Below are 20174 nucleotides of genomic sequence, written 5' to 3'. Positions count from 1 at the left end.
GGGGGTTTTTTTGGCCGATACTGGGGATGTGCAAATATTGACAAATGACGAATAAAAAATCACAAATAACTAATAAGCAAAATGACCAATGACAATTAGCTATTGATTTATGAAATTACTCATTAGTAATGATGACGGCATTTCTGCCTTAGGGATTCGTACTCTGGCTGACTACTTGGCGGAAGCAGGCCATGATGTAACTGTAGTTTGCCCAGATCGGGAGCGGTCAGCGACTGGACATGGACTCACCATACACCAACCCATTCGCGCGGAAGTGATCGAATCTGTTTTTCATCCTGCTGTTAATGCTTGGGCTTGTGATGGTACTCCCTCAGACTGTGTAAAACTGGCATTGTGGGCTTTGCTGGAATCTCCCCCTGACCTGGTGCTATCTGGCATTAATCAAGGCGCAAATTTGGGCACTGAAATTCTCTATTCTGGAACTGTTTCAGCGGCTATGGAAGGTGTAATTGAGGGGATTCCCAGCATAGCCTTCAGTCTCACCAGCCATACATGCAAAGACTTTCAAGGTGCTGCTAAGTTTGCCCAAACTCTTGTGGAAAAACTAGCAGTAAATCCCCTACCGGAGTTGATGTTGCTGAATGTCAACGTTCCTGCTGTGAAGTGGGAACAAATTGCTGGAGTGACTTTGACTCGTCAAGGAGTACGGCGTTACATTGATGTTTTTGACAAGCGCGTGGATCCCCGTGGTAAAGTTTACTACTGGTTAACCGGAGAAGTTTTAGAAGATGTGGAACCACCCTCAGGTTTAAATCTACCTGAGAAAGTGCCTGTTGATGTGCATGTTATCCGCAACAATTACATCAGCATTACACCATTAAAATACAATCTCACCTATGCTACAGGACTAGATAAATTGTCTCAGTGGGAATTTGAGCTTTCTTGATTTGTTGATTTAACAGTTAGTAATTTTACGGGCAAATATCCTCAAGTTAGTTTCCCCAGTGCTACCCGGAATGGGTAAACTGCAATGCCTTCTGTCCCTAAGCTAAAAGCCCCAGGGACTACTTTTCCCGCTATATTTACCCTGGCATTAACATCGCCATGAATCAGCCTACCATCTTGAGGTTTGCACCAAGGGCGTTGAATACCCTGGTGAAAGTAGGAAATAGGGGGTTATGTGCCTGTTTATCAAGGTTTTCAGCGTTTTCGTTATAAACTCAATAAAACAAGTACTATCTAATTTTAATTGATCGCCCGCTTAATCCAGCAAGCAACACTCATGTCTAGGACAGAGAACCAATTTACCGTAAAATTTTGGGGCGTTCGCGGCAGTATCCCCAGTCCGGGTTTACACACTGTTCGTTATGGTGGTAATACCCCTTGCGTTGAGATGCTAGTGGGAGGTAAACGCTTGATTTTTGATGGTGGTACAGGACTACACGTTTTAGGGCAATCTTTATTGTGCCAAATGCCAATAGAAGGTCATATATTCTTCAGCCACTCCCACTGGGATCATATCCAAGGATTTCCCTTCTTTGTGCCAGGGTTTGTCAAGGGGAATAAATTTGATATTTATGGGGCCATCGCTCCTGATGGTTCTACGATAAAACAGCGTCTCAATGACCAGATGCTGCATCCTAATTTTCCTGTGCCCTTGCAAATCATGCAGGCAGATTTGACATTCCATGATGTTAACCCAGGGCAAAGATTACATATTAATGACATTACCATAGATATAGCACTGCTCAACCATCCAGGTCAGGCAGTTGGATATCGAGTTAACTGGGGTGGTGGTGCTGCTGTTTACTTAAGTGATACTGAACATCTTCCTGATCGGTTGGATGAGAATGTTCTCCATCTGTCCCAAAATGCGGATATCATAATTTATGATTCTACTTATACTGATGAGGAATACTACTCACCAATATCACCGAAAATTGGTTGGGGACATTCTACCTGGCAAGAAGCTGTGAAAATAGCCAAAGCTGCTAATGTGAGAAATCTGGTGATTTACCACCATGACCCTAGACACAACGATGATTTTTTGGATCGTGTCGGGGAAGAAGCATATCGGCAATTTGCTGGTTCAATTATGGCACGAGAAGGAATGGTCCTCCAGGTTCCCACATCAACTGGCTAATTAGAATCTTTTCCCACTGACAAGTTATCTTGGTAAGGGTTGCAGTCGAAGCAATTGTAGATTTTAGATTAGATTGGTGATCAAGAGCTATTAGTCCCATTGCCTTGGGCACTGTGCTTCGCGCAATACCACAATCAAGGATGAGCTATGTCGTTTCTTAGCCAATCAAAAACACCTTTAGGGGCTGTCCACCAACCAAAGTAGGGTGGGGGAGAGGCCTTGTCTTTCAAGGGGCTGAACCCAAGGTAGCTTCTGGCTGATAGCTAAATAAACCTAAAATCCCAGAATCCACGTGCTAAATTTGTCTAAAAATGGACGTTCTATGTGGGTTGCTTCTTCGACGGAATTAACTCTCAAGCCCACTGCTGTGGCTCTTGGCAAATTTGATGGTGTACATCTTGGTCATCACAGGGTTATTCAACCAATTTTGCCCCAAGTATTGAATGAGGCCAGAAGAGAAGACGGGGAGCAATCACCAACATACTCTCCCACTTCACCAACCCAACTACAAGAACATACATACTCGACAGTTGTCACCTTTGTTCCCCATCCACTGGAATTTTTTACTGGTCAACTACGGCCTTTGCTAACACCACTGGATGAAAAAGTCCAACAATTGCGATCGCTAGGAGTGGAACAACTTGTGTTGCTACCCTTTGACAGAGAATTATCTGCTTTATCTCCCCAAGATTTTGTAGACAAGATTTTAGTGCAACAGCTCCAATGTCGGAAAATTAGTGTTGGGCAAGATTTTTGTTTTGGCAAACAGCGTCGTGGTACTGCTAAAGATTTGCAATTACTGGCAGCCAAGCACCATATCCCCGTTACCATCGTTTGTTTACAAACTCATACAGAGAATGTTCCCAGCCAGGAGGCTCCCATTAGCACTTCACTCATCCGCCACTATTTAGAAAGCGGCGACATCAAAAATGCCAACCTCTTACTGGGAAGACCTTATACCCTCATTGGTACTGTAGTTCCAGGTAAAAAAATGGGGCGAACCATTGGTTTTCCCACTGCTAACTTGCAATTACCAAAGGACAAATTTATCCCCCGCCAAGGTGTTTATGCTGTCCGGGCTGCTATTTTGAGTGAGACATCAGGTGCAACTAGTTCACATCAAAACTTGGGTGTGATGAATATAGGTAAACGCCCCACAGTAAATGGTAGCAACTTATCTGTGGAAGTACATCTGTTTGATTGGTGTAGTGATTTATATGGCAGAAAACTGGCTGTGCAGCTAGTTGCATTTTTGCGAGGGGAACAAAAATTTGCTTCTCTAGAACACCTGAAAACACAAATTCAAATTGATTGTAATATTGCTAGAAAACTTTTTGAGTAGTGAATGCTAAGTTTTCCCGACTGAATGGGAATTTTTTGAATTGATAGTCCCCGACCTAAAGGCACGGGGATTCTGTAATCTAAAGTAGAGGTTAGGACCTTGGAGAGGGTTACTTCGGCATTGGCCGCCCTTGGCAATTAGGGTACTATGGGCTTGTTTCTCAAGGGGTTTTCGGCATTTTCGTTATAAACTTATTCGGGAATCTCAGGAATGTCAAATTTTGTAAAGCATCAATTTGGAAAACGTCAACTCAAAGGCCATCCCTTGGGCTTAATGGTGGTAATTTTGGCTTGGAGTCTGGCTATGGGCTGGCTGCTTTCTTTGGCAACTAGCGCCCACAGTACCACACCTACATCAGAAATTGGCACCGTTGATGTGGTACCTGTACAATATCAGTTAGGTAAACAACTATATTTGGAAAACTGCTCTAGCTGTCACATAGCTTTACCGCCACAAGTTTTACCTTCTCAAACATGGAGAAACCTCTTAGAAGACTCACAGCACTATGGTGTACAGATTAAACCTTTAATTGATCCTCCCCGCACCTTGGTTTGGAGGTATCTTTCTAATTTTTCAGGGACACAGCTAAAAGACGAGGCTACACCCTATCGCGTTAATTCTTCACGTTATTTTCAGGCTTTGCATCCCCAAGTGGATTTACCTCGCCCCGTTAAGGTGAGCAGTTGTGTGAGTTGTCACCCCAGTGGGAAGGATGGCAATTTCCGCCGTCTGAGTGGCGAATGGGATGTAAGGTAGATTCAGAAAGAAGAAGGAATTAAAATTTGAAATTTTGGTTGGAAATTTTCCCTTGGCGTGTAATGGAAAATGGTAATTGCAACAGCCAAAGTTGATTTCGCCAGTTCCTCGAATGGTGGGGGTTCTCTGACTAAGTTGAAGGCAAAATGATACTATTATATTAGTTTGACGTTTAAACTGAGAAGTAAAACCAATCTTTTCACTAAATGATTGGATCTAAATTTTTGCTGTTTTTGAGTTAAATCTGATCTTGTACCCATTTACAGCCTAAATAGCTGCATTGGGTTAAATTCTTATAATCAATACAAAAACTTTATTCTCCGTAACCCTCGATTTAGTTCCATAATCTGCCATGCTAAAACTCTTGTTGGGCGATCCCAACGCTCGTAAGCTTAAAAAATACCAACCTTACATTAGTGAAATTAACCTCTTAGAGGAAGACATTAAAGCCCTTTCTGATGAGGAGTTAAAAGGCAAAACAGATGAATTTAAGCAGCGACTCGCCAAGGGCGAAACGCTGGATGATATTCTGCCAGAAGCCTTTGCCGTGGTCAGAGAAGCAGGACGAAGAGTCTTGGGGTTACGGCATTTTGATGTTCAGTTATTGGGTGGTGTGATCCTGCACTCGGGACAAATAGCAGAAATGAAAACCGGGGAAGGTAAAACTTTGGTTGCTACCTTACCGAGTTATTTAAATGCTTTGGGTGGTAAAGGTGTACACGTAGTTACAGTTAACGATTACTTAGCTCGTCGCGATGCTGAATGGATGGGACAGGTGCATCGCTTTCTAGGGCTGAGTGTGGGGCTGATTCAGTCCAGCATGATTCCTAGTGAACGCCAAAAAAACTATGAGTGCGATATTACCTATGTCACCAATAGTGAGGTAGGCTTTGACTACCTACGGGACAATATGGCAACATCAATGGCTGATGCGGTACAACGTCCTTTTAACTATTGTGTGATCGACGAGGTAGACTCGATTTTAATTGATGAAGCTCGAACACCGTTGATTATTTCTGGGCAAGTGGAAAGACCTACGGAAAAATATCTACGAGCCGCTGAAATTGCTTCTAGACTACAAAAAGATGAGCATTACGAGGTGGATGAAAAAGCTCGTAACGTGCTGTTAACTGATGAAGGCTTCGCGGAAGCAGAAAATCTTTTGGGAGTTACTGATTTATTTGACCCGGAAGATCCCTGGGCTCATTTCATGTTCAATGCCATTAAAGGTAAAGAACTTTTCCTCAAGGATGTAAATTACATCGTCCGTAACGGGGAGGTGGTAATTGTTGATGAATTTACTGGACGGGTTTTACCCGGAAGGCGTTGGAGTGATGGGCTACACCAAGCAATTGAAGCCAAAGAACACGTAGATATTCAGCCGGAAACTCAAACTCTAGCCACAATTACCTATCAAAATTTGTTTTTGCTTTATCCTAAACTTGGTGGGATGACGGGAACTGCAAAAACTGAAGAGCCAGAATTTGAAAAAATCTACAAATTAGAAGTTGCGGTAATTCCTACTAATCAAACTCGAAAACGCCAAGATTTAGCAGATATGGTGTTTAAAACAGAGGCTGGTAAATGGCGGGCTATCGCGGGGGAATGTGCCCAAATGCATCAACTGGGCAGGCCAGTCTTGGTGGGAACCACTAGTGTAGAAAAATCTGAATATCTCAGCCAATTGTTAAAGCAAATGGAGGTTCCCCACGAACTGCTCAATGCGCGACCAGAAAATGTGGAACGGGAGGCGGAAATCGTTGCTCAGGCAGGACGCAAAGGGGCTGTGACTATTGCAACTAACATGGCTGGACGGGGTACAGATATTATCCTTGGTGGTAACTCTGAATATATGGCACGTCTGAAGTTGCGGGAATACTTTATGCCTCGAATTGTCAGTCCAGAAGATGAAGATGTCTTTGGGGTGCAAAGACCTGCTGGCTTGCCATCTGGACACGGTGGTGGTCAAGGTTTTGTACCTGGCAAAAAGGTGAAAACTTGGAGGGCTTCACCAGAAATTTTCCCCACCCAATTGACAAAAGCAACGGAACAGTTATTAAAAGATGCTGTGGAAGTGGCTGTACGGGAATATGGTGAACGTAGCTTACTGGAGTTAGAGGCAGAAGACAAAGTGGCTATTGCAGCTGAAAAGGCTCCTACTAACGATGCTGTCATTCAAAGGTTACGGGAAGCTTACAACCGAGTTAAGCAGGAGTACGAACACTTCACGGAAAGAGAACACAATGAAGTGGTTGAATTGGGGGGTTTGCACGTAATTGGTACGGAACGCCACGAGTCACGGCGGATTGATAACCAATTGCGGGGACGTGCAGGACGACAAGGTGACCCTGGTTCCACAAGGTTCTTCCTTAGTTTGGAGGATAACTTGCTGCGAATTTTTGGAGGCGATCGCGTCGCTGGGTTAATGAATGCTTTTCAGGTGGAGGAAGATATGCCTATTGAATCTGGAATGCTGACTCGCAGTTTGGAAGGGGCACAGAAAAAGGTCGAAACCTACTACTACGACATCCGTAAACAGGTGTTTGAGTATGACGAAGTAATGAATAATCAACGTCGCGCTATCTACGCTGAACGTCGCCGGGTGTTAGAAGGTCAGGACTTGAAAGAACAGGTGATCAAGTACGCCGAAAAAACCATGGATGAAATCGTTGATTTTTACATCAATCCAGATTTACCTTCGGAAGAGTGGGAGTTAGAAAAACTGGTGAACAAGGTCAAGGAGTTCGTTTATCTCCTAGCAGATATGGAACCAAGTCAATTAGAGGAGATGACTGTTACGGAAATTAAGGTTTTTCTCCACGAACAAGTACGAATTGCCTACGACCTCAAAGAAGCGCAAATTGACAAGGTTCAACCAGGACTGATGCGACAAGCTGAAAGGTTCTTTATTTTGCAGCGTATTGATACTTTGTGGCGGGAACACCTCCAACAAATGGATGCTTTACGTGAATCTGTGGGTTTGCGTGGTTATGGACAAAAGGATCCTTTGATTGAGTATAAGAGTGAGGGTTATGAATTGTTCTTGGATATGATGGTGAACATCCGCCGGGATGTGGTTTACTCCTTGTTTATGTTTCAACCCCAGCCTCAATCTACAGTGCAGACTTCTAAAATGGTTTAGGTTGTTTCACCCGGAGATAGTAGGACGCAGAGAGTTTTTTCTGCGTCTTTGTTTTATGGTATCTAGAAAGTTGGGATTGGGATTAATTATTCAGCAAATATTTGCTCAAATGTTTCAGCTAAAATATCAACAACTTTTAATGATTTTCTCATGATGTTTATTTAATAAATAAACTGATTTTTTAGGATGATCATTAACTGTAAGATATTAAATAAAAAAGCTCTTCTTACCAGGACATAAGTTGAGGAAAATAGAGATTTATAGCTAAACTAATAATATACGGTATGACTAGTAATATTATAGTATGACTGCTGTTGCGAATGTAAAAACTGAATACGAAGCGATTATTGGTTTAGAAACCCATTGTCAACTGAGTACCAACACTAAGATTTTTTCTAGTAGCTCCACAGCTTTTGGTGCTGATCCTAATACTAATATCGACCCTGTGTGTATGGGATTACCTGGGGTTTTACCAGTGCTGAATGAAAAAGTTCTGGAATATGCTGTAAAAACAGGTTTGGCTTTGAACTGCCAAATAGCTGAATATAGCAAATTTGACCGTAAACAGTATTTTTATCCTGATCTACCCAAAAATTACCAAATTTCTCAATACGACTTACCTATTGCGGAACATGGTTGGTTAGAAATCGAATTTGCAGATGCACAGGGGAACTTGATTCGTAAACCCATTGGTGTGACTCGTTTGCACATGGAAGAAGATGCGGGGAAACTTGTACACGGAGGAAGCGATCGCCTCTCTGGTTCTAGCTATTCTTTAGTGGACTATAATCGGGCAGGGGTGCCCTTGGTGGAAATTGTCTCGGAACCTGATTTGCGTTCTGGTGCAGAAGCTGCTGAATATGCGGAAGAATTGCGTCGCATTGTCCGCTATCTCGGTGTCAGTGATGGCAATATGCAAGAAGGTTCTCTACGGTGTGATGTAAACATCTCTGTGCGTCCGGTGGGAACTGAAAAGTTTGGCGTTAAGGTGGAAATTAAAAATATGAACTCCTTTAGCGCTATTCACCGGGCTATTGATTATGAAATTGAACGACAAATTGCGGCTATAGAAGCAGGGGAGCCCATTATCCAAGAAACTCGTTTATGGGAAGAGGGTGCTCAACGTACAATTAGTATGCGGACTAAAGAAGGTTCTAGCGATTACCGCTACTTTCCAGAACCAGATTTAGCACCCATTGAGGTGTCTAAGAAGCAATTAGAGCAATGGAAAGGGGAACTTCCTGAATTACCCGCCCAAAAACGTCATCGTTATGAAAGTGAATTGGGGCTGTCGGTTTATGATACACGAGTGTTGACAGAAGACCCCGCCGTAGCTGATTTTTTTGAAAATGCCATTGCAGCTGGTGCCAATGCTAAAGCTGCTGCTAACTGGATTACTCAAGACATAGCTGCATATCTCAACAAGCAAAAGCTCAGTATTACTCAAATTGCTCTCAGTCCTGCTAATTTAGCTGAAGTAATTACTCGCATTGAATCTGGCACAATTAGTAATGCTCAAGCTAAACAAAAATTGCCAGATTTACTTGATGGTATGTCTCCGGAAAAAGCTTTTGCAGGTCAAGAGTTAATTACAGATCCTAGTTTACTAGAACCCATCATTGATGAAGCCATGGCTGCTAACCCTAAAGAACTAGAAAAGTATCGTAATGGTAATACAAAGCTTTTAGGCTTTTTTGTGGGACAAGTTTTGAAAAAAACTGACAAACGAGCCGATCCCAAGCTAACTAATGAGTTGGTGGAGAAAAAATTGAATTCTTAACTGAACAATCCCCCGGATACATCCGGGGGCTTTTAACCCTTGGGTAATTTATACCCATAACTGGACAAAATTAACGCAAGGTTTATATATTGAGAGTAGTTTTCATGGGTATCAAATTGTGGAACGCTCTCGAATGACTATTTCAATAGGTGATGCAGCCAAGGAGCTGGGTGTATCAGTTAAAACGGTAAGAAGGTGGGCTGACGCGGGGAAACTCAGATATGAACGTAGTCCTAGCGGTCACAGAAGGTTTTACCTTGCAGAGATAAAACCCATAACACCACGAGATTTTAATAATCTAGAAGACCGGGTAACTATTAATTATGCACGTGTGTCTAACAGCGACCAAAAAGATGATTTAGCTAGACAGGTACAGCTACTAGAAGCTTTTAGCAGTGCTAACGGTTGGCAATTTGAAACCATATTTGATTTAGGTTCTGGGTTAAATTACCAAAAAAAAGGTCTTCAAAAACTGCTAAAACGCATCATGGAAGGTGATGTGGGAAGATTAGTTTTAACTCATAAAGACAGACTGTTAAGATTGGGTTCTGAAATTGTTTTTGCCATGTGTGAGGAGTTTGAAACCGAGGTAGTCATTATCAATAAATCAACTGATGAAATTACCTTCGAGCAAGAGTTGGTAACCGATATGATGGAGTTAATCACAGTGTTTTCTGCAAGGCTATATGGTTCTCGCAGTCGCAAAAATAAAAAGCTCCTTGATAATGTAGCCAAAGCTATACAAGAATCCACCTAAACTCGTTGAGATTAAGTGGATATGGGCATATATTAGAAGAGTGCTTAGTTACAAGGGCTGGGAAAATACCCACTCCACAAAGGTTGTATTATTCATATCTGTACTTGAGATTGTTCCAAGGTGCTGTAGGTGCAAGTTGATAGAAAATTGGTATAAGTTATTATTCATGACTGTGACAATTTAAACTGCATCTTTATCATCAATGGTCAACTCTACCTTCGTTACTAGACTTTATGTCAATCCTCTCCAGGGGAATGATGAGAATAATGGTTCTCGGTTAAATCCGTTTCAAAGTATCACCCGTGCTTTAAAGGTTACCAAAACACCCGTAATTGTTCAGTTGACATCAGGGAAATATAGTGTTGCCAGTGGCGAGGTTTTTCCCTTGGTTATTGCTGCTGGGGTGACAGTGGTAGGTAATGAAGATAACAAAGGTGTTGAAATTGTGATTTACGGAAGTGGTAATTATCAAAGTGTTAGCTTTGGTTTACAACAAATTACTTTAGTTTTACAAGGTAATGCCAATCTCTTAGGTGTGACCGTCACTAATCCCGTGCCTAAAGGTACTGGTGTTTGGATAGAATCGGCGGAAGCAAATGTGGCTAATAATACTTTTGTCAACTGTGGTCGAGAAGGTATATTTGTTACTGGGACTGCTAAACCCGCCATTGTAGATAATGTGTTTAGAGAAAATGCCGCCAGTGGCTTGATGATGGCCCGTCATAGTAAAGGAGAAGTGCTGCAAAATGTATTTCAAAAAAATTATTTGGGTATAGCTGTTACTGATGATGCTGCTCCTTTGATAGCAGATAACATAATATCAGATAACCGTTCAGCCATCGCTCTTTCTCGCAATGCTAAACCTGTGCTGCGTCATAACGTAATCAGCAAAAATAGCCACGGCGGGATGTTAGTTAATGGTAATGCCATCCCTGATTTGGGTAATAAGCAAGACATAGCTGGCAACACTTTCGATCATAATGGCTCCTTCGATTTACAGAACACCACACCACAGCCAATTATTTCCGCAGGTAATCAGTTGAATCCCACCCAAGTTAAGGGATGGGTAGATTTTATAGCTGTCCTAGAAGATAATCTTCGTAGTATTTCCGGTAGCAGCAGTATTTTTTCTGACTTAGCTGGACATTGGGCGGCGGATTTTGTCGAAGCATTGGTGGGTAGAGGTGCAATTACTGGTTTTCCCGACGGCACTTTTGCCCCGGATGCCCCTATAACTCGGGCTCAGTATGCGGCAATCATTGCTCAAACTTTTCAATTACCGAGAATAAATCTAGATAGTAAATTTACAGATGTGTACCCCAGCTTTTGGGCTGCATCAGCAGTTTTCCAAACTACTGAAATGGGTTTTATTCGTGGTTTTCCCGATGGGACTTTTAGACCGGGACAAAATTTGACCAAAGTAGAGGCCATAGTATCTATGGTTAATGGCTTAAAACTAACTGGTGGCAATGCCCAAGTGTTAAATATGTACCGCGATCGCCCTCAAATTCCCAGTTATGCTACCAATGCTGTAGCAACTGCTACCCAAGAATTGTTAGTGGTTAACTATCCCCACAGAGAACAACTAAGACCTTTAGCATATATTACCCGTGGTGAAGTGGCAGCATTAATTTATCAAGGATTGATAGCCATTGGTGAGGAAAAAGCGATTATTTCCCCCTATATTGTTAGCCCCGATGTAAATCTACCGGGGTTTACGGATATTAACGGACATTGGGCAGAACCCTTTATTCGGGCCTTGGCTAGTATGAATTTAATTAATGGTTTTGCTGATGGTACCTACCAGCCTAATCAACTGATGACTCGAGCCCAATATGCGGCCTTAGTAGCGCTGGCGTTTAAACCCACGCCTAAACGCCCGGCAATAGATTTTACAGATGTATCTCCAGATTTTTGGGCTTATCCAGCTTTACAAATCGCCAGTAGAGGTGGTTTTATTAGTGGGTTTAGCGATGGCACTTTCCGCCCGGATCAAAATGTCCAAAGATTACAAGTAATTGTCTCCTTAGTAAATGGATTAAAATTGGCAACAGTTAATAACAGTTTTTTACTCACTTATACTGATGGTCATACAATTCCCGATTATGCTCGTCAAGCAGTTTTAATTGCCACACACAAAAAAATTATTGTCAATTATCCAAACCCCAAGCAACTTGTACCGATGCGGGAAGCAACACGTGGGGAAGTAGCAGCAATGGTTTATCAGGCATTGGTTGCTATCCAACGAACACCCACAATTAATTCAACCTATATTATTTAGACATTGAGCAATTGACCAAGTAAAATGAAAGACATTATTTATCAGAATGAAAACTCTTGGTAACTAATCCTATAGTTCAAAACGCAATGGGCCATAAGGGATGGGTAGACAATTTATACAATTCATCTGAAGCTGATAGCCCCATGTTGACCACAGCCTCACAAACCCCTGCTGAATTAGCAACTGCTTTGTTAACTCATTATAGTTTTGACCTGAGTGGCTATAACGCCAGTGAGCTAGTTAACCGTTGGTACACTCAATACCCTGTAAGCTGGCTGCACTTGGCAGTGATTGAGGCTCTTTATCAAGGCCGTTACAAAGCAATTTCAGTGCAGCAAATCCTCACGTTTTGGCAGCGTCGAGGCCAAGCTACTTATCATTTCAATATGGAGTTTGAACGTTTGATTTGTAGCAAATTTCCCCAAAGCTTAACAGAACTGGAGCCACCAATTCTACCTACTATCAAACCAAAAATTCCAGAGGAGCCGTCAACCATTGAACAACCAGTTACACCCAATTCTTTACCTGCTGAGGTAGGTAATAATTATGGAGAAAATCAACTTGCAACCCCACAAGCCATAAATCCAGAACAAGAAGGGAAGGAAGTGGAAAGCATATTAGGGTCTTCCACTCTCAAGACTACGGCTTCTGGTATTCAGTTGAGGCTAGACCCTCAAAACTGTTTGCAGAGAGATTCCCCATTACCAAAATCCCACCATAAGACAAAAGTACTACCATTCTCTGCCAATCATCCACCCATCGGGCAGTTTAGCCCAGCAATCAGCCATGAGTCTGATTCATTTACATCAAAACTGAAGGCAATGTCCGATGGCAAGGAATAATGCATTCATACCGAAGAATTCAACGTTTTACAATATTCATATTCATAACTCGTATTCGTAACTCATATTCATAAATTTAAATGTGGTAATGGGGGAAGAGGGAAGAGGGAATAAATTCTTGTGTACTCCATTACACTGGGAAACCCCACAACGACATTGCTGCAAGTCCCCACCTAACATTTTTATATGTGGGGATTTTGGTTCGGTAACGAGGAAATTAACTAGCTGTTGATTTGCTAATTTTCCCTCACTAATGCTCTCACTAAATTTTTAGTAACCATCAGATTCTATCTGAATGGAGCAAGGGGATTACCCTTACAGTGGTCAGACTTTAGGGAATGGAGAAACGGTAAAACTAGTTGGTACTTATACCAAAAAGCGTGTTTCCAAAAAGCAAAAATGTCCCGCTACACTGCTTTGCACTGTAACGGGGGAGTGTCAGCCTTACACCACAGCACATGAGAAGGTTAAGAATTAATTTAACTGTTCAATTCTGGTATTTAAACCCCGATTGTTAAGTAATGTGAACATTTCATTGGCGTTATTGCGATCGCTAAAAACTCCCACTTGTATGACTCTGCGACCCTGGTGGATAGTATAAAATGCACCTGGTACTAAATCTCGCACTAACTCTCGTTGCTTATCTGTTACTGCATTGACTACTACACGGTAACGTACACCTGACTGCACTGTATACTGCACCCTATTATATGCAGTGGTTTGATTGGGGATAGTATTGGTATTGGGAACTGGTAACAAGGGTGATTCAGCAAACGGAGGTTCTGCAAAGCCAGTGGCCAATGGCTTTGGAAGTGGTGGCTGAGGAGCGGTAAATTCCACAACATTCGGATCAATTTTCACATAATTGATCTGTGAGTCATTACCCCGGTGTGGTTGTGTGGGAGGGGATATGGGATTTGCTACATTTTTGGGCTGAAGATTTTGAGCTATGGGTGCTGTTTGAGCCTGGAGATTTACTTTGCCCATAATGCGATTTTGGGCGAGATTGTTACCGGCAGCAGGAATGATCTGCTCACTAGCGCCGGCGTTGATATCATGATGACCATTATTGCGAAATTCATTACCTCCTGGTTCAGCAATAGTACCTAAATTGGGCATTGATTGGGCGATGACTACTAAACCATCTTGTTTGTTACCCTGAATTAAATTATTGCGTAAAGTTGGCCGAGCATTGGCTTGCACCACAATGCCGCAGCGATTATTTTGAATTTGATTACCCACCACCACAGGAGCAGCATTTTGGATGATATTGATTCCAAATCCTGTTTGATTAAAAATATTTTCCCGTACTTGAGGTTGGGAATTACCGCCAATAGTGATGCCGTTTGCTCCGTTGAGATGAAAATAATTTTGGCTAATCATGGGGGCACTGTTACCATTTAGGGAAATTCCATCTTGAGTACTGCCAATAAATGTATTGTGGGTAATCACTGGATTCCCCCGTTCAATCCACAAACCATAACCACGGGGACGGGAATTTGTCACTGTTACTCCCCTTAACTCAGCTTTATCTGCGCCGATGATGGTGACGTTTTGACCGCCAAAGCTGCGACTAAGAAATTCACCACCCCCTTGAATTTTAATTCTCTGTCCTTTGTTGGTAATATCTCCTTGAATAGCAACACCAGGTTTGAGGTGTAGGGGGAAAATTTCCCCAGTTTCAGCGCTATAAGTACCTGGGGAAAGGATAATCACCGTATTAGGAGAGGCTAGCCGCAAAGCTTGAGTTATGGTTTGCAAAGGAGCGCTTTGACTACCATCACCCAAGGTGTTGTTTCCGGTACTTGGGTTAACAAATAAAAATTTAACTTCGGACTTAGTGTTTTCTGTTAAAAATCTCTCATTACCTATGGATGGTATTTGAGCCACAACTCTGGTGGGGGTGATGCTTACTAAGGTTATGCTTGTAACCCCTAAGCCAAGGGTGAGAGACAAAACAGAACAAACTAGAGCAGAATTTGACCTCTGAATCAAAGGATTTAGCTTCCACAGCAGGGTTTGTGCTTGACGATATTGAGAATACATAAATAGTTGGATGAATGAACTTTAATCAAAGTTTTATCTGTTAGAAACTAAAATGTCGATAAGTCCATAAACAGAGATGCTAACAAGGCTAGAAATATTTTAAAAAAAGTAGCCCTAACCCCCGGTGGAGATTTACACAAAATCAGGAGGGTGTCTGTAAATATGGAGACTGTCAAGAAGGATGGTAGGTAGATTTTTTGGTAAGTTCATTAATTATCTAGGCCATGACCTAGGTGTTAGTACTGTGGCTCCCACGATGCATTAGTGAATTATTTCCGAGGTTCAAATAAAATACCTGGAATAGTTATTTTTCTGTTTTGAACTTCGGTCGCTTGCTGGGTAAGGGTTTCAGGAGTTTTACTTCCATGGTAAAGTCTATTTCAGCGGTTAACTTTCCTGAACTTCGGAAAGTCTATCTAGACTTATTGCCAGGTAAGGGTTTAAAATGGGGGAGTTCCCACTCGCTGGGGACATTAATTGAATGGAAACCTTTTTCAATATAGAGCTGGTTATTGTCTTTGACAGTTCCCACTCGCTGGGGACATTAATTGAATGGAAACACAGGATCCTCTTTATATTTCTTGGTGCAATGCTCGGTTCCCACTCGCTGGGGACATTAATTGAATGGAAACAGGCTGTGTGGTGGGTTGTGCGGCGGTTAATCTATGTTCCCACTCGCTGGGGACATTAATTGAATGGAAACTCCCCGGTTAGGGCGATCGCTGCCCTAGGGTATTTCACGTTCCCACTCGCTGGGGACATTAATTGAATGGAAACTTGGGCTTCCCCTCAGCTTATACTTAATCATCTTTTGTTCCCACTCGCTGGGGACATTAATTGAATGGAAACACCCCTAGGTCCTTAGATGAAGAAAGCACGGGGGAGTTCATGGATAGTTCCCACTCGCTGGGGACATTAATTGAATGGAAACGGAAAAGAGTATTGAACTCCTTATTATTTCCTAGTTCCCACTCGCTGGGGACATTAATTGAATGGAAACTTCGGAGGTTTTCAGCCTCCTTGTGAAGCTCTACGTTCCCACTCGCTGGGGACATTAATTGAATGGAAACGTTCTTCAAGATTGTTTGAGAATCTTTCTTCATTAAAGTTCCCACTCGCTGGGGACATTAATTGAATGGAAACAAAAGAGACTACGAACCCCTTCTCAGCTTCTATCACGTTCCCACTCGCTGGGGACATTAATTGAATGGAAACTCTGGGGACAAAATGGTTTCCCATACTGCCCACTCAGAGAGGGGTTCCCACTCGCTGGGGACATTAATTGAATGGAAACTATGACTTTTACCAAGTACTCGTACCTATGAGGGTACTGTTCCCACTCGCTGGGGACATTAATTGAATGGAAACCTTTATGCATAGACTCTCTACTGTGTCAATTGTGGGATAAAGTTCCCACTCGCTGGGGACATTAATTGAATGGAAACCATCCCCATTATTTTTACTAAGTTATCAGTTCCTGTGTTCCCACTCGCTGGGGACATTAATTGAATGGAAACGAATCCCCCATTTCCAGGAGATCGTTAATATCTGAAGTTCCCACTCGCTGGGGACATTAATTGAATGGAAACACAATCTCGTGGTACATAATGCCTCCTAAAGGCTTTAGTTCCCACTCGCTGGGGACATTAATTGAATGGAAACTCTCAGGTATCTGAAGCTTAGTAACTTCATGAGATTTGGGAAGTAAAGTTCCCACTCGCTGGGGACATTAATTGAATGGAAACACTATTGATACTGCTTACTAAGTAGTCAACAGTGCTTTTTAGTTCCCACTCGCTGGGGACATTAATTGAATGGAAACTCTAATTGTGCGATCTTAACGTCACGTTCTTCCATGCAGTTCCCACTCGCTGGGGACATTAATTGAATGGAAACTGCCATAACAGATTTAGCTTCTTCTACAGTAGTGGGCCCGTTCCCACTCGCTGGGGACATTAATTGAATGGAAACAGCATTATTAGCAACGATGCTGTCCTCTAGAATGGGTTTGCCCGTTCCCACTCGCTGGGGACATTAATTGAATGGAAAGCTGGGCAGTCCTTCAAGACCTTATTGGTGAGGCGATCTGCTTGCAGCGGCGCTTCGCGATGGCATTGGGGTTAGTTTTACCCAATCCTAGGTTTTAGCCCCTACTGGGGAGATGTCATTAATTTTCATCCTCTTGATCAAAAACCGGGGGACATAATTCAGCAATGGGTAACTCCCAACGGGGAAACAGTTCTGGTATAGTTAGGGTGTCACCGGTGGTAAAAATCATCGGCTGATTTTTACCATGGTAAACGGTGACTGTGGCTGTATCAGGGTCAATTAAAATACCAACAACCGCCTCTAATTTAATTAAATTGAAGATTTTATCCACTAAGGCCTTGACTCTATCACCTTGGGATTTAATTTCTAATACTAAATCGGGGACAATTTCGCCAAAATAAGGGAGATTTTGACCCGGACGTGCAGGGCGCACAAAAGATACATCAGGGGCTGTGAGGTTGCTACCTGGTAAAATGAAACCCCCAGGAGAGTCAAATAGCCTACCCCAGGGCTGGGGATTCACCCAAGCAAATAGAAACCCAATTAAACGGCTACTAATTTCACTAGAAAAAATATCTGATGGACCCACAAGGGAGATTTTTCCGTTTTCTAATTCAACATCGTAATCTAAGTCAGCTTGACTCAAGGCCGTTTGCACCTGTTCTACATCTTTGAGTGTTGTTTCTGACATGAAAACCTGGTGTTGATGTGGAGTAAAATCAGCTAATCAGTCTAATTTTATTAATTTCCCATTTTTCATAGTCAGGATTCCATACTAAATTGTATTGTACAACCGCATTAATCACTTTACCGGAATTTAAATATAATTTGGATCTCACATTTACTGTGCCATAATTATCATTAAATTCTGATTTAATTATTCTCGGTTCTACACGGGAAACCTTAGTCCACCATTGTATATAGGAATTATAACCATCTGGATGGTCTTGTTGATTATTTTGTAATTTGTATGATAATTTGTTCCAGGAGTTTTGGTAATTACCTCTATTTAATTCTGAATAAAAACTGTTAACAACTCCTTCTATAGCAGATTGGTTATTTGCAGATGGTAATGCTTCCTCTTGAGAAATATTATGTACTGGTTGACTCACTCTCTGAGGTGCAACCCTGGGGGGTTGGGGTGTTGGTTGTTCAGTTTGTACAGGGGTAGGTGTGGGTGTGGGGGGAGGATTGACAGCAATAGGTTCATTACTTATGGGTTGAGGAGTGGTTAAGGACATTGATAGGTTAAATGCTCTTATCCCCTGGGGTGCGGAAACTTCCAGAATATGTTTTCCGCTGATGGTTAATTCCCCACTGTCAATAATTTGATTATCTGGGGTATAAATCACAATACACACATCATCATTAGTGCTGTAACTGAGTGTTTGACCGGATTTTGCATCAAATCTATAACCTACAGATTTAGTACTAGTCACACGACCAGATTTAACTAATGACTGATCTAGGTTAATCTCTTCTACGGTTTGCTGGTCTAGGTTGATGATGGGTTTCTCTGGACAACCGGGGGATGAGTCCACAGGTGGGATAGATAAGGAAGAATTTAATATTGGTTGACTACAGCCGTAGGTGAGTAATAATGTTAATCCCAAAGTGAGTTTATTCATGGTCTTGGATGAGTAAATATTGATTCAAAGATGGTTTTGATAATTAGGGGATGACTTAGGGACGAATAACAAACTGTTAGGCTCATCACTCCACATCAGAGAAATTCTGGCTTTATTATCTTCCGCAACTTTGCCATTTTTCATTTCATACCATAGTTGAGCATCAACTACCGCGCGATCGCTATTTTGACTAATTAACTCCACATTACCAATTCTGAGAGGTTGTTTAATAAGTTGTCAGCCGTAATCTTCATCACATCTTTACCCCCTTTAATTGATTAAATCTAGTTCCCTCGCCTTACAAGCTATCCATTACCGAGATTTTTCTTAATATTCGTGAGATTGAAGAAGTTCCCACTTTCTGGGAACATTTTAGCCATCGCCCCGTCACACCGCCCAATCCCTACACAGTAACTCTGCTTGTTGCAGCACCTTGACCCTAGGTTTCTACTAGTTATCTGGTGGATACTTACACTTTCCCACCAGACGCTAAACTGAAACAGTAGTTTTTTTTGTCGCGACAGGGTGTTCAATTCTTCATAAATTCTTCAAAATTCTCCAGAAATAATACAACTCTCTCAGATAATATCTTTCCTTTTTTGGATGATTAGCGTCACTATCACATAAACAAAGCTATGCAAAAGTAGTAATCCCCAATTGAGGCTAAGATTATACCAACTGGGGTCATAGACATCCGTGATGACAAATGGTGGTGCTATTGTTGTACCTTTGGGCAGTAGGGTAGGCTCCGGTACTAAAGCATTGATATTAACTAAAGACCCGTAGGCTCCTACGGACCACCGACTAATGGTTAGCCAGGACAGGTATTTGCTGATTCCTTGAGTTTGAAATAATACTCCAGATAAAATGATTTGTGGTAAGAGCAACATTACTAAAGCACTATTAGCCTGAGTGCTATTTTTAACGCTTGCAGAAACCGTTAGCCCAAGACATAAACAAGAAAGTAAAGTCAAAAAGCTGGTAATGGATACTCCCCAAAACCAAGGAATTGTCAACGACTTTGGCACTGCAAAACTCATGAGAATAGCAGTGACCATAATTGTAGTTTGTAAACAGGCTATTCCAGAAAGAACCAAAACCTTTGCGCTTAAATAGGCAAAAAAGCTTAAATTTACCAATCTTTCTCTTAAATAAATATCTTTTTCTTTGACAATTTCTTGCAACGAACTAGCTAGCCCTACCCAAATAGCAGTACAAGTAAAAACAAACACAACAGTTTGGGCTAAGGGGGCTACACCAGGGTCAGCCTCACTGCCAAGAATCAAAGGCTCTTGATCCGCAATGGCCCAGAAATGTTGAATGTCGTTACAAAACTTTACATAGTTAGATATAGTAGTCCTATCAAAGGTGAAAATGTCAACATCTCATAATATCTTCCATCCAATGAACATAACTGATTTGTTGACACATACAAGCTTGAAGGTAG

Annotated in this window: 14 protein-coding genes and 1 CRISPR repeat array; of the genes, 9 read left to right on the top strand and 5 right to left on the bottom strand. The window is 41.9% G+C overall.

All coding sequences use genetic code 11. The features are described from left to right. Window positions 1-109: 109 nt before the first annotated feature. The 9 genes from surE to NWP25_RS09545 all read left to right on the top strand — a co-directional run bounded on the left by surE (window position 110) and on the right by NWP25_RS09545 (window position 13004). Window positions 110-907: a 5'/3'-nucleotidase SurE gene (surE, locus tag NWP25_RS09585; RefSeq protein ID WP_280651972.1), complete on the top strand. Its 798-nt coding sequence runs from the start codon at window positions 110-112 to the stop codon at window positions 905-907. Window positions 908-1243: 336 nt separating this feature from the next. Next, window positions 1244-2104 carry an MBL fold metallo-hydrolase gene (locus tag NWP25_RS09580; RefSeq protein ID WP_280651971.1) on the top strand — a complete coding sequence of 287 codons (861 nt, stop codon included), beginning with the start codon at window positions 1244-1246 and terminating at the stop codon, window positions 2102-2104. A gap of 292 nt (window positions 2105-2396) precedes the next feature. Further along, the gene (locus tag NWP25_RS09575) at window positions 2397-3446 is read left to right on the top strand and encodes a bifunctional riboflavin kinase/FAD synthetase (RefSeq protein WP_280651970.1); all 1050 of its coding nucleotides are present in this window, start codon (window positions 2397-2399) and stop codon (window positions 3444-3446) included. Window positions 3447-3656: 210 nt separating this feature from the next. Further along, window positions 3657-4202, top strand: a complete 546-nt coding sequence (locus tag NWP25_RS09570) for a cytochrome C (protein ID WP_280699276.1) — start codon at window positions 3657-3659, stop codon at window positions 4200-4202. A 352-nt stretch (window positions 4203-4554) separates the two neighbouring features. Continuing rightward, a complete protein-coding gene (secA, locus tag NWP25_RS09565) occupies window positions 4555-7344 on the top strand; it encodes a preprotein translocase subunit SecA (protein ID WP_280651968.1) in 2790 nt (929 codons plus the stop codon). A gap of 304 nt (window positions 7345-7648) precedes the next feature. Beyond that, window positions 7649-9124, top strand: a complete 1476-nt coding sequence (gene gatB, locus NWP25_RS09560; RefSeq protein WP_280651967.1) for an Asp-tRNA(Asn)/Glu-tRNA(Gln) amidotransferase subunit GatB — start codon at window positions 7649-7651, stop codon at window positions 9122-9124. A gap of 133 nt (window positions 9125-9257) precedes the next feature. Next, the gene (locus NWP25_RS09555; protein WP_280651966.1) at window positions 9258-9881 is read left to right on the top strand and encodes an IS607 family transposase; all 624 of its coding nucleotides are present in this window, start codon (window positions 9258-9260) and stop codon (window positions 9879-9881) included. A 202-nt stretch (window positions 9882-10083) separates the two neighbouring features. Continuing rightward, a complete protein-coding gene (locus NWP25_RS09550) occupies window positions 10084-12162 on the top strand; it encodes an S-layer homology domain-containing protein (protein WP_280699274.1) in 2079 nt (692 codons plus the stop codon). Window positions 12163-12305: 143 nt separating this feature from the next. Beyond that, on the top strand, window positions 12306-13004 hold the full coding sequence (locus NWP25_RS09545) for a hypothetical protein (RefSeq protein ID WP_280699290.1): 699 nt from the start codon (window positions 12306-12308) through the stop codon (window positions 13002-13004). A 474-nt stretch (window positions 13005-13478) separates the two neighbouring features. Here the strand turns inward: NWP25_RS09545 and NWP25_RS09540 are convergent, their stop codons facing one another. The 5 genes from NWP25_RS09540 to NWP25_RS09520 form a co-directional block, all read right to left on the bottom strand. After that, the gene (locus NWP25_RS09540; RefSeq protein ID WP_280656346.1) at window positions 13479-15050 is read right to left on the bottom strand and encodes a DUF1565 domain-containing protein; all 1572 of its coding nucleotides are present in this window, start codon (window positions 15048-15050) and stop codon (window positions 13479-13481) included. 453 nt (window positions 15051-15503) lie between these two features. Then, a CRISPR array of direct repeats spans window positions 15504-17100; the repeat unit is 36 nt; unit sequence GTTCCCACTCGCTGGGGACATTAATTGAATGGAAAC. A 117-nt stretch (window positions 17101-17217) separates the two neighbouring features. Further along, window positions 17218-17790: a Uma2 family endonuclease gene (locus NWP25_RS09535; protein WP_280651962.1), complete on the bottom strand. Its 573-nt coding sequence runs from the start codon at window positions 17788-17790 to the stop codon at window positions 17218-17220. A gap of 28 nt (window positions 17791-17818) precedes the next feature. Beyond that, window positions 17819-18727, bottom strand: coding sequence for a hypothetical protein (locus NWP25_RS09530; protein WP_280699272.1), 909 nt, complete (start codon window positions 18725-18727; stop codon window positions 17819-17821). Between the two features lie 24 nt (window positions 18728-18751). After that, the gene (locus NWP25_RS09525; protein ID WP_280651960.1) at window positions 18752-18931 is read right to left on the bottom strand and encodes a hypothetical protein; all 180 of its coding nucleotides are present in this window, start codon (window positions 18929-18931) and stop codon (window positions 18752-18754) included. 374 nt (window positions 18932-19305) lie between these two features. Then, complete coding sequence (locus NWP25_RS09520) at window positions 19306-20013, bottom strand: ABC transporter permease (protein ID WP_280699270.1); 708 nt, start codon at window positions 20011-20013, stop codon at window positions 19306-19308. Window positions 20014-20174: the final 161 nt, after the last annotated feature.

The organism is Umezakia ovalisporum Ak1311 (genome assembly GCF_029891685.1).
Classification (GTDB): Bacteria; Cyanobacteriota; Cyanobacteriia; order Cyanobacteriales; family Nostocaceae; genus Umezakia; species Umezakia ovalisporum.
Note: the sequence above shows the minus strand (reverse complement) of the source record. Positions and strands in the feature narration are given on the sequence as shown.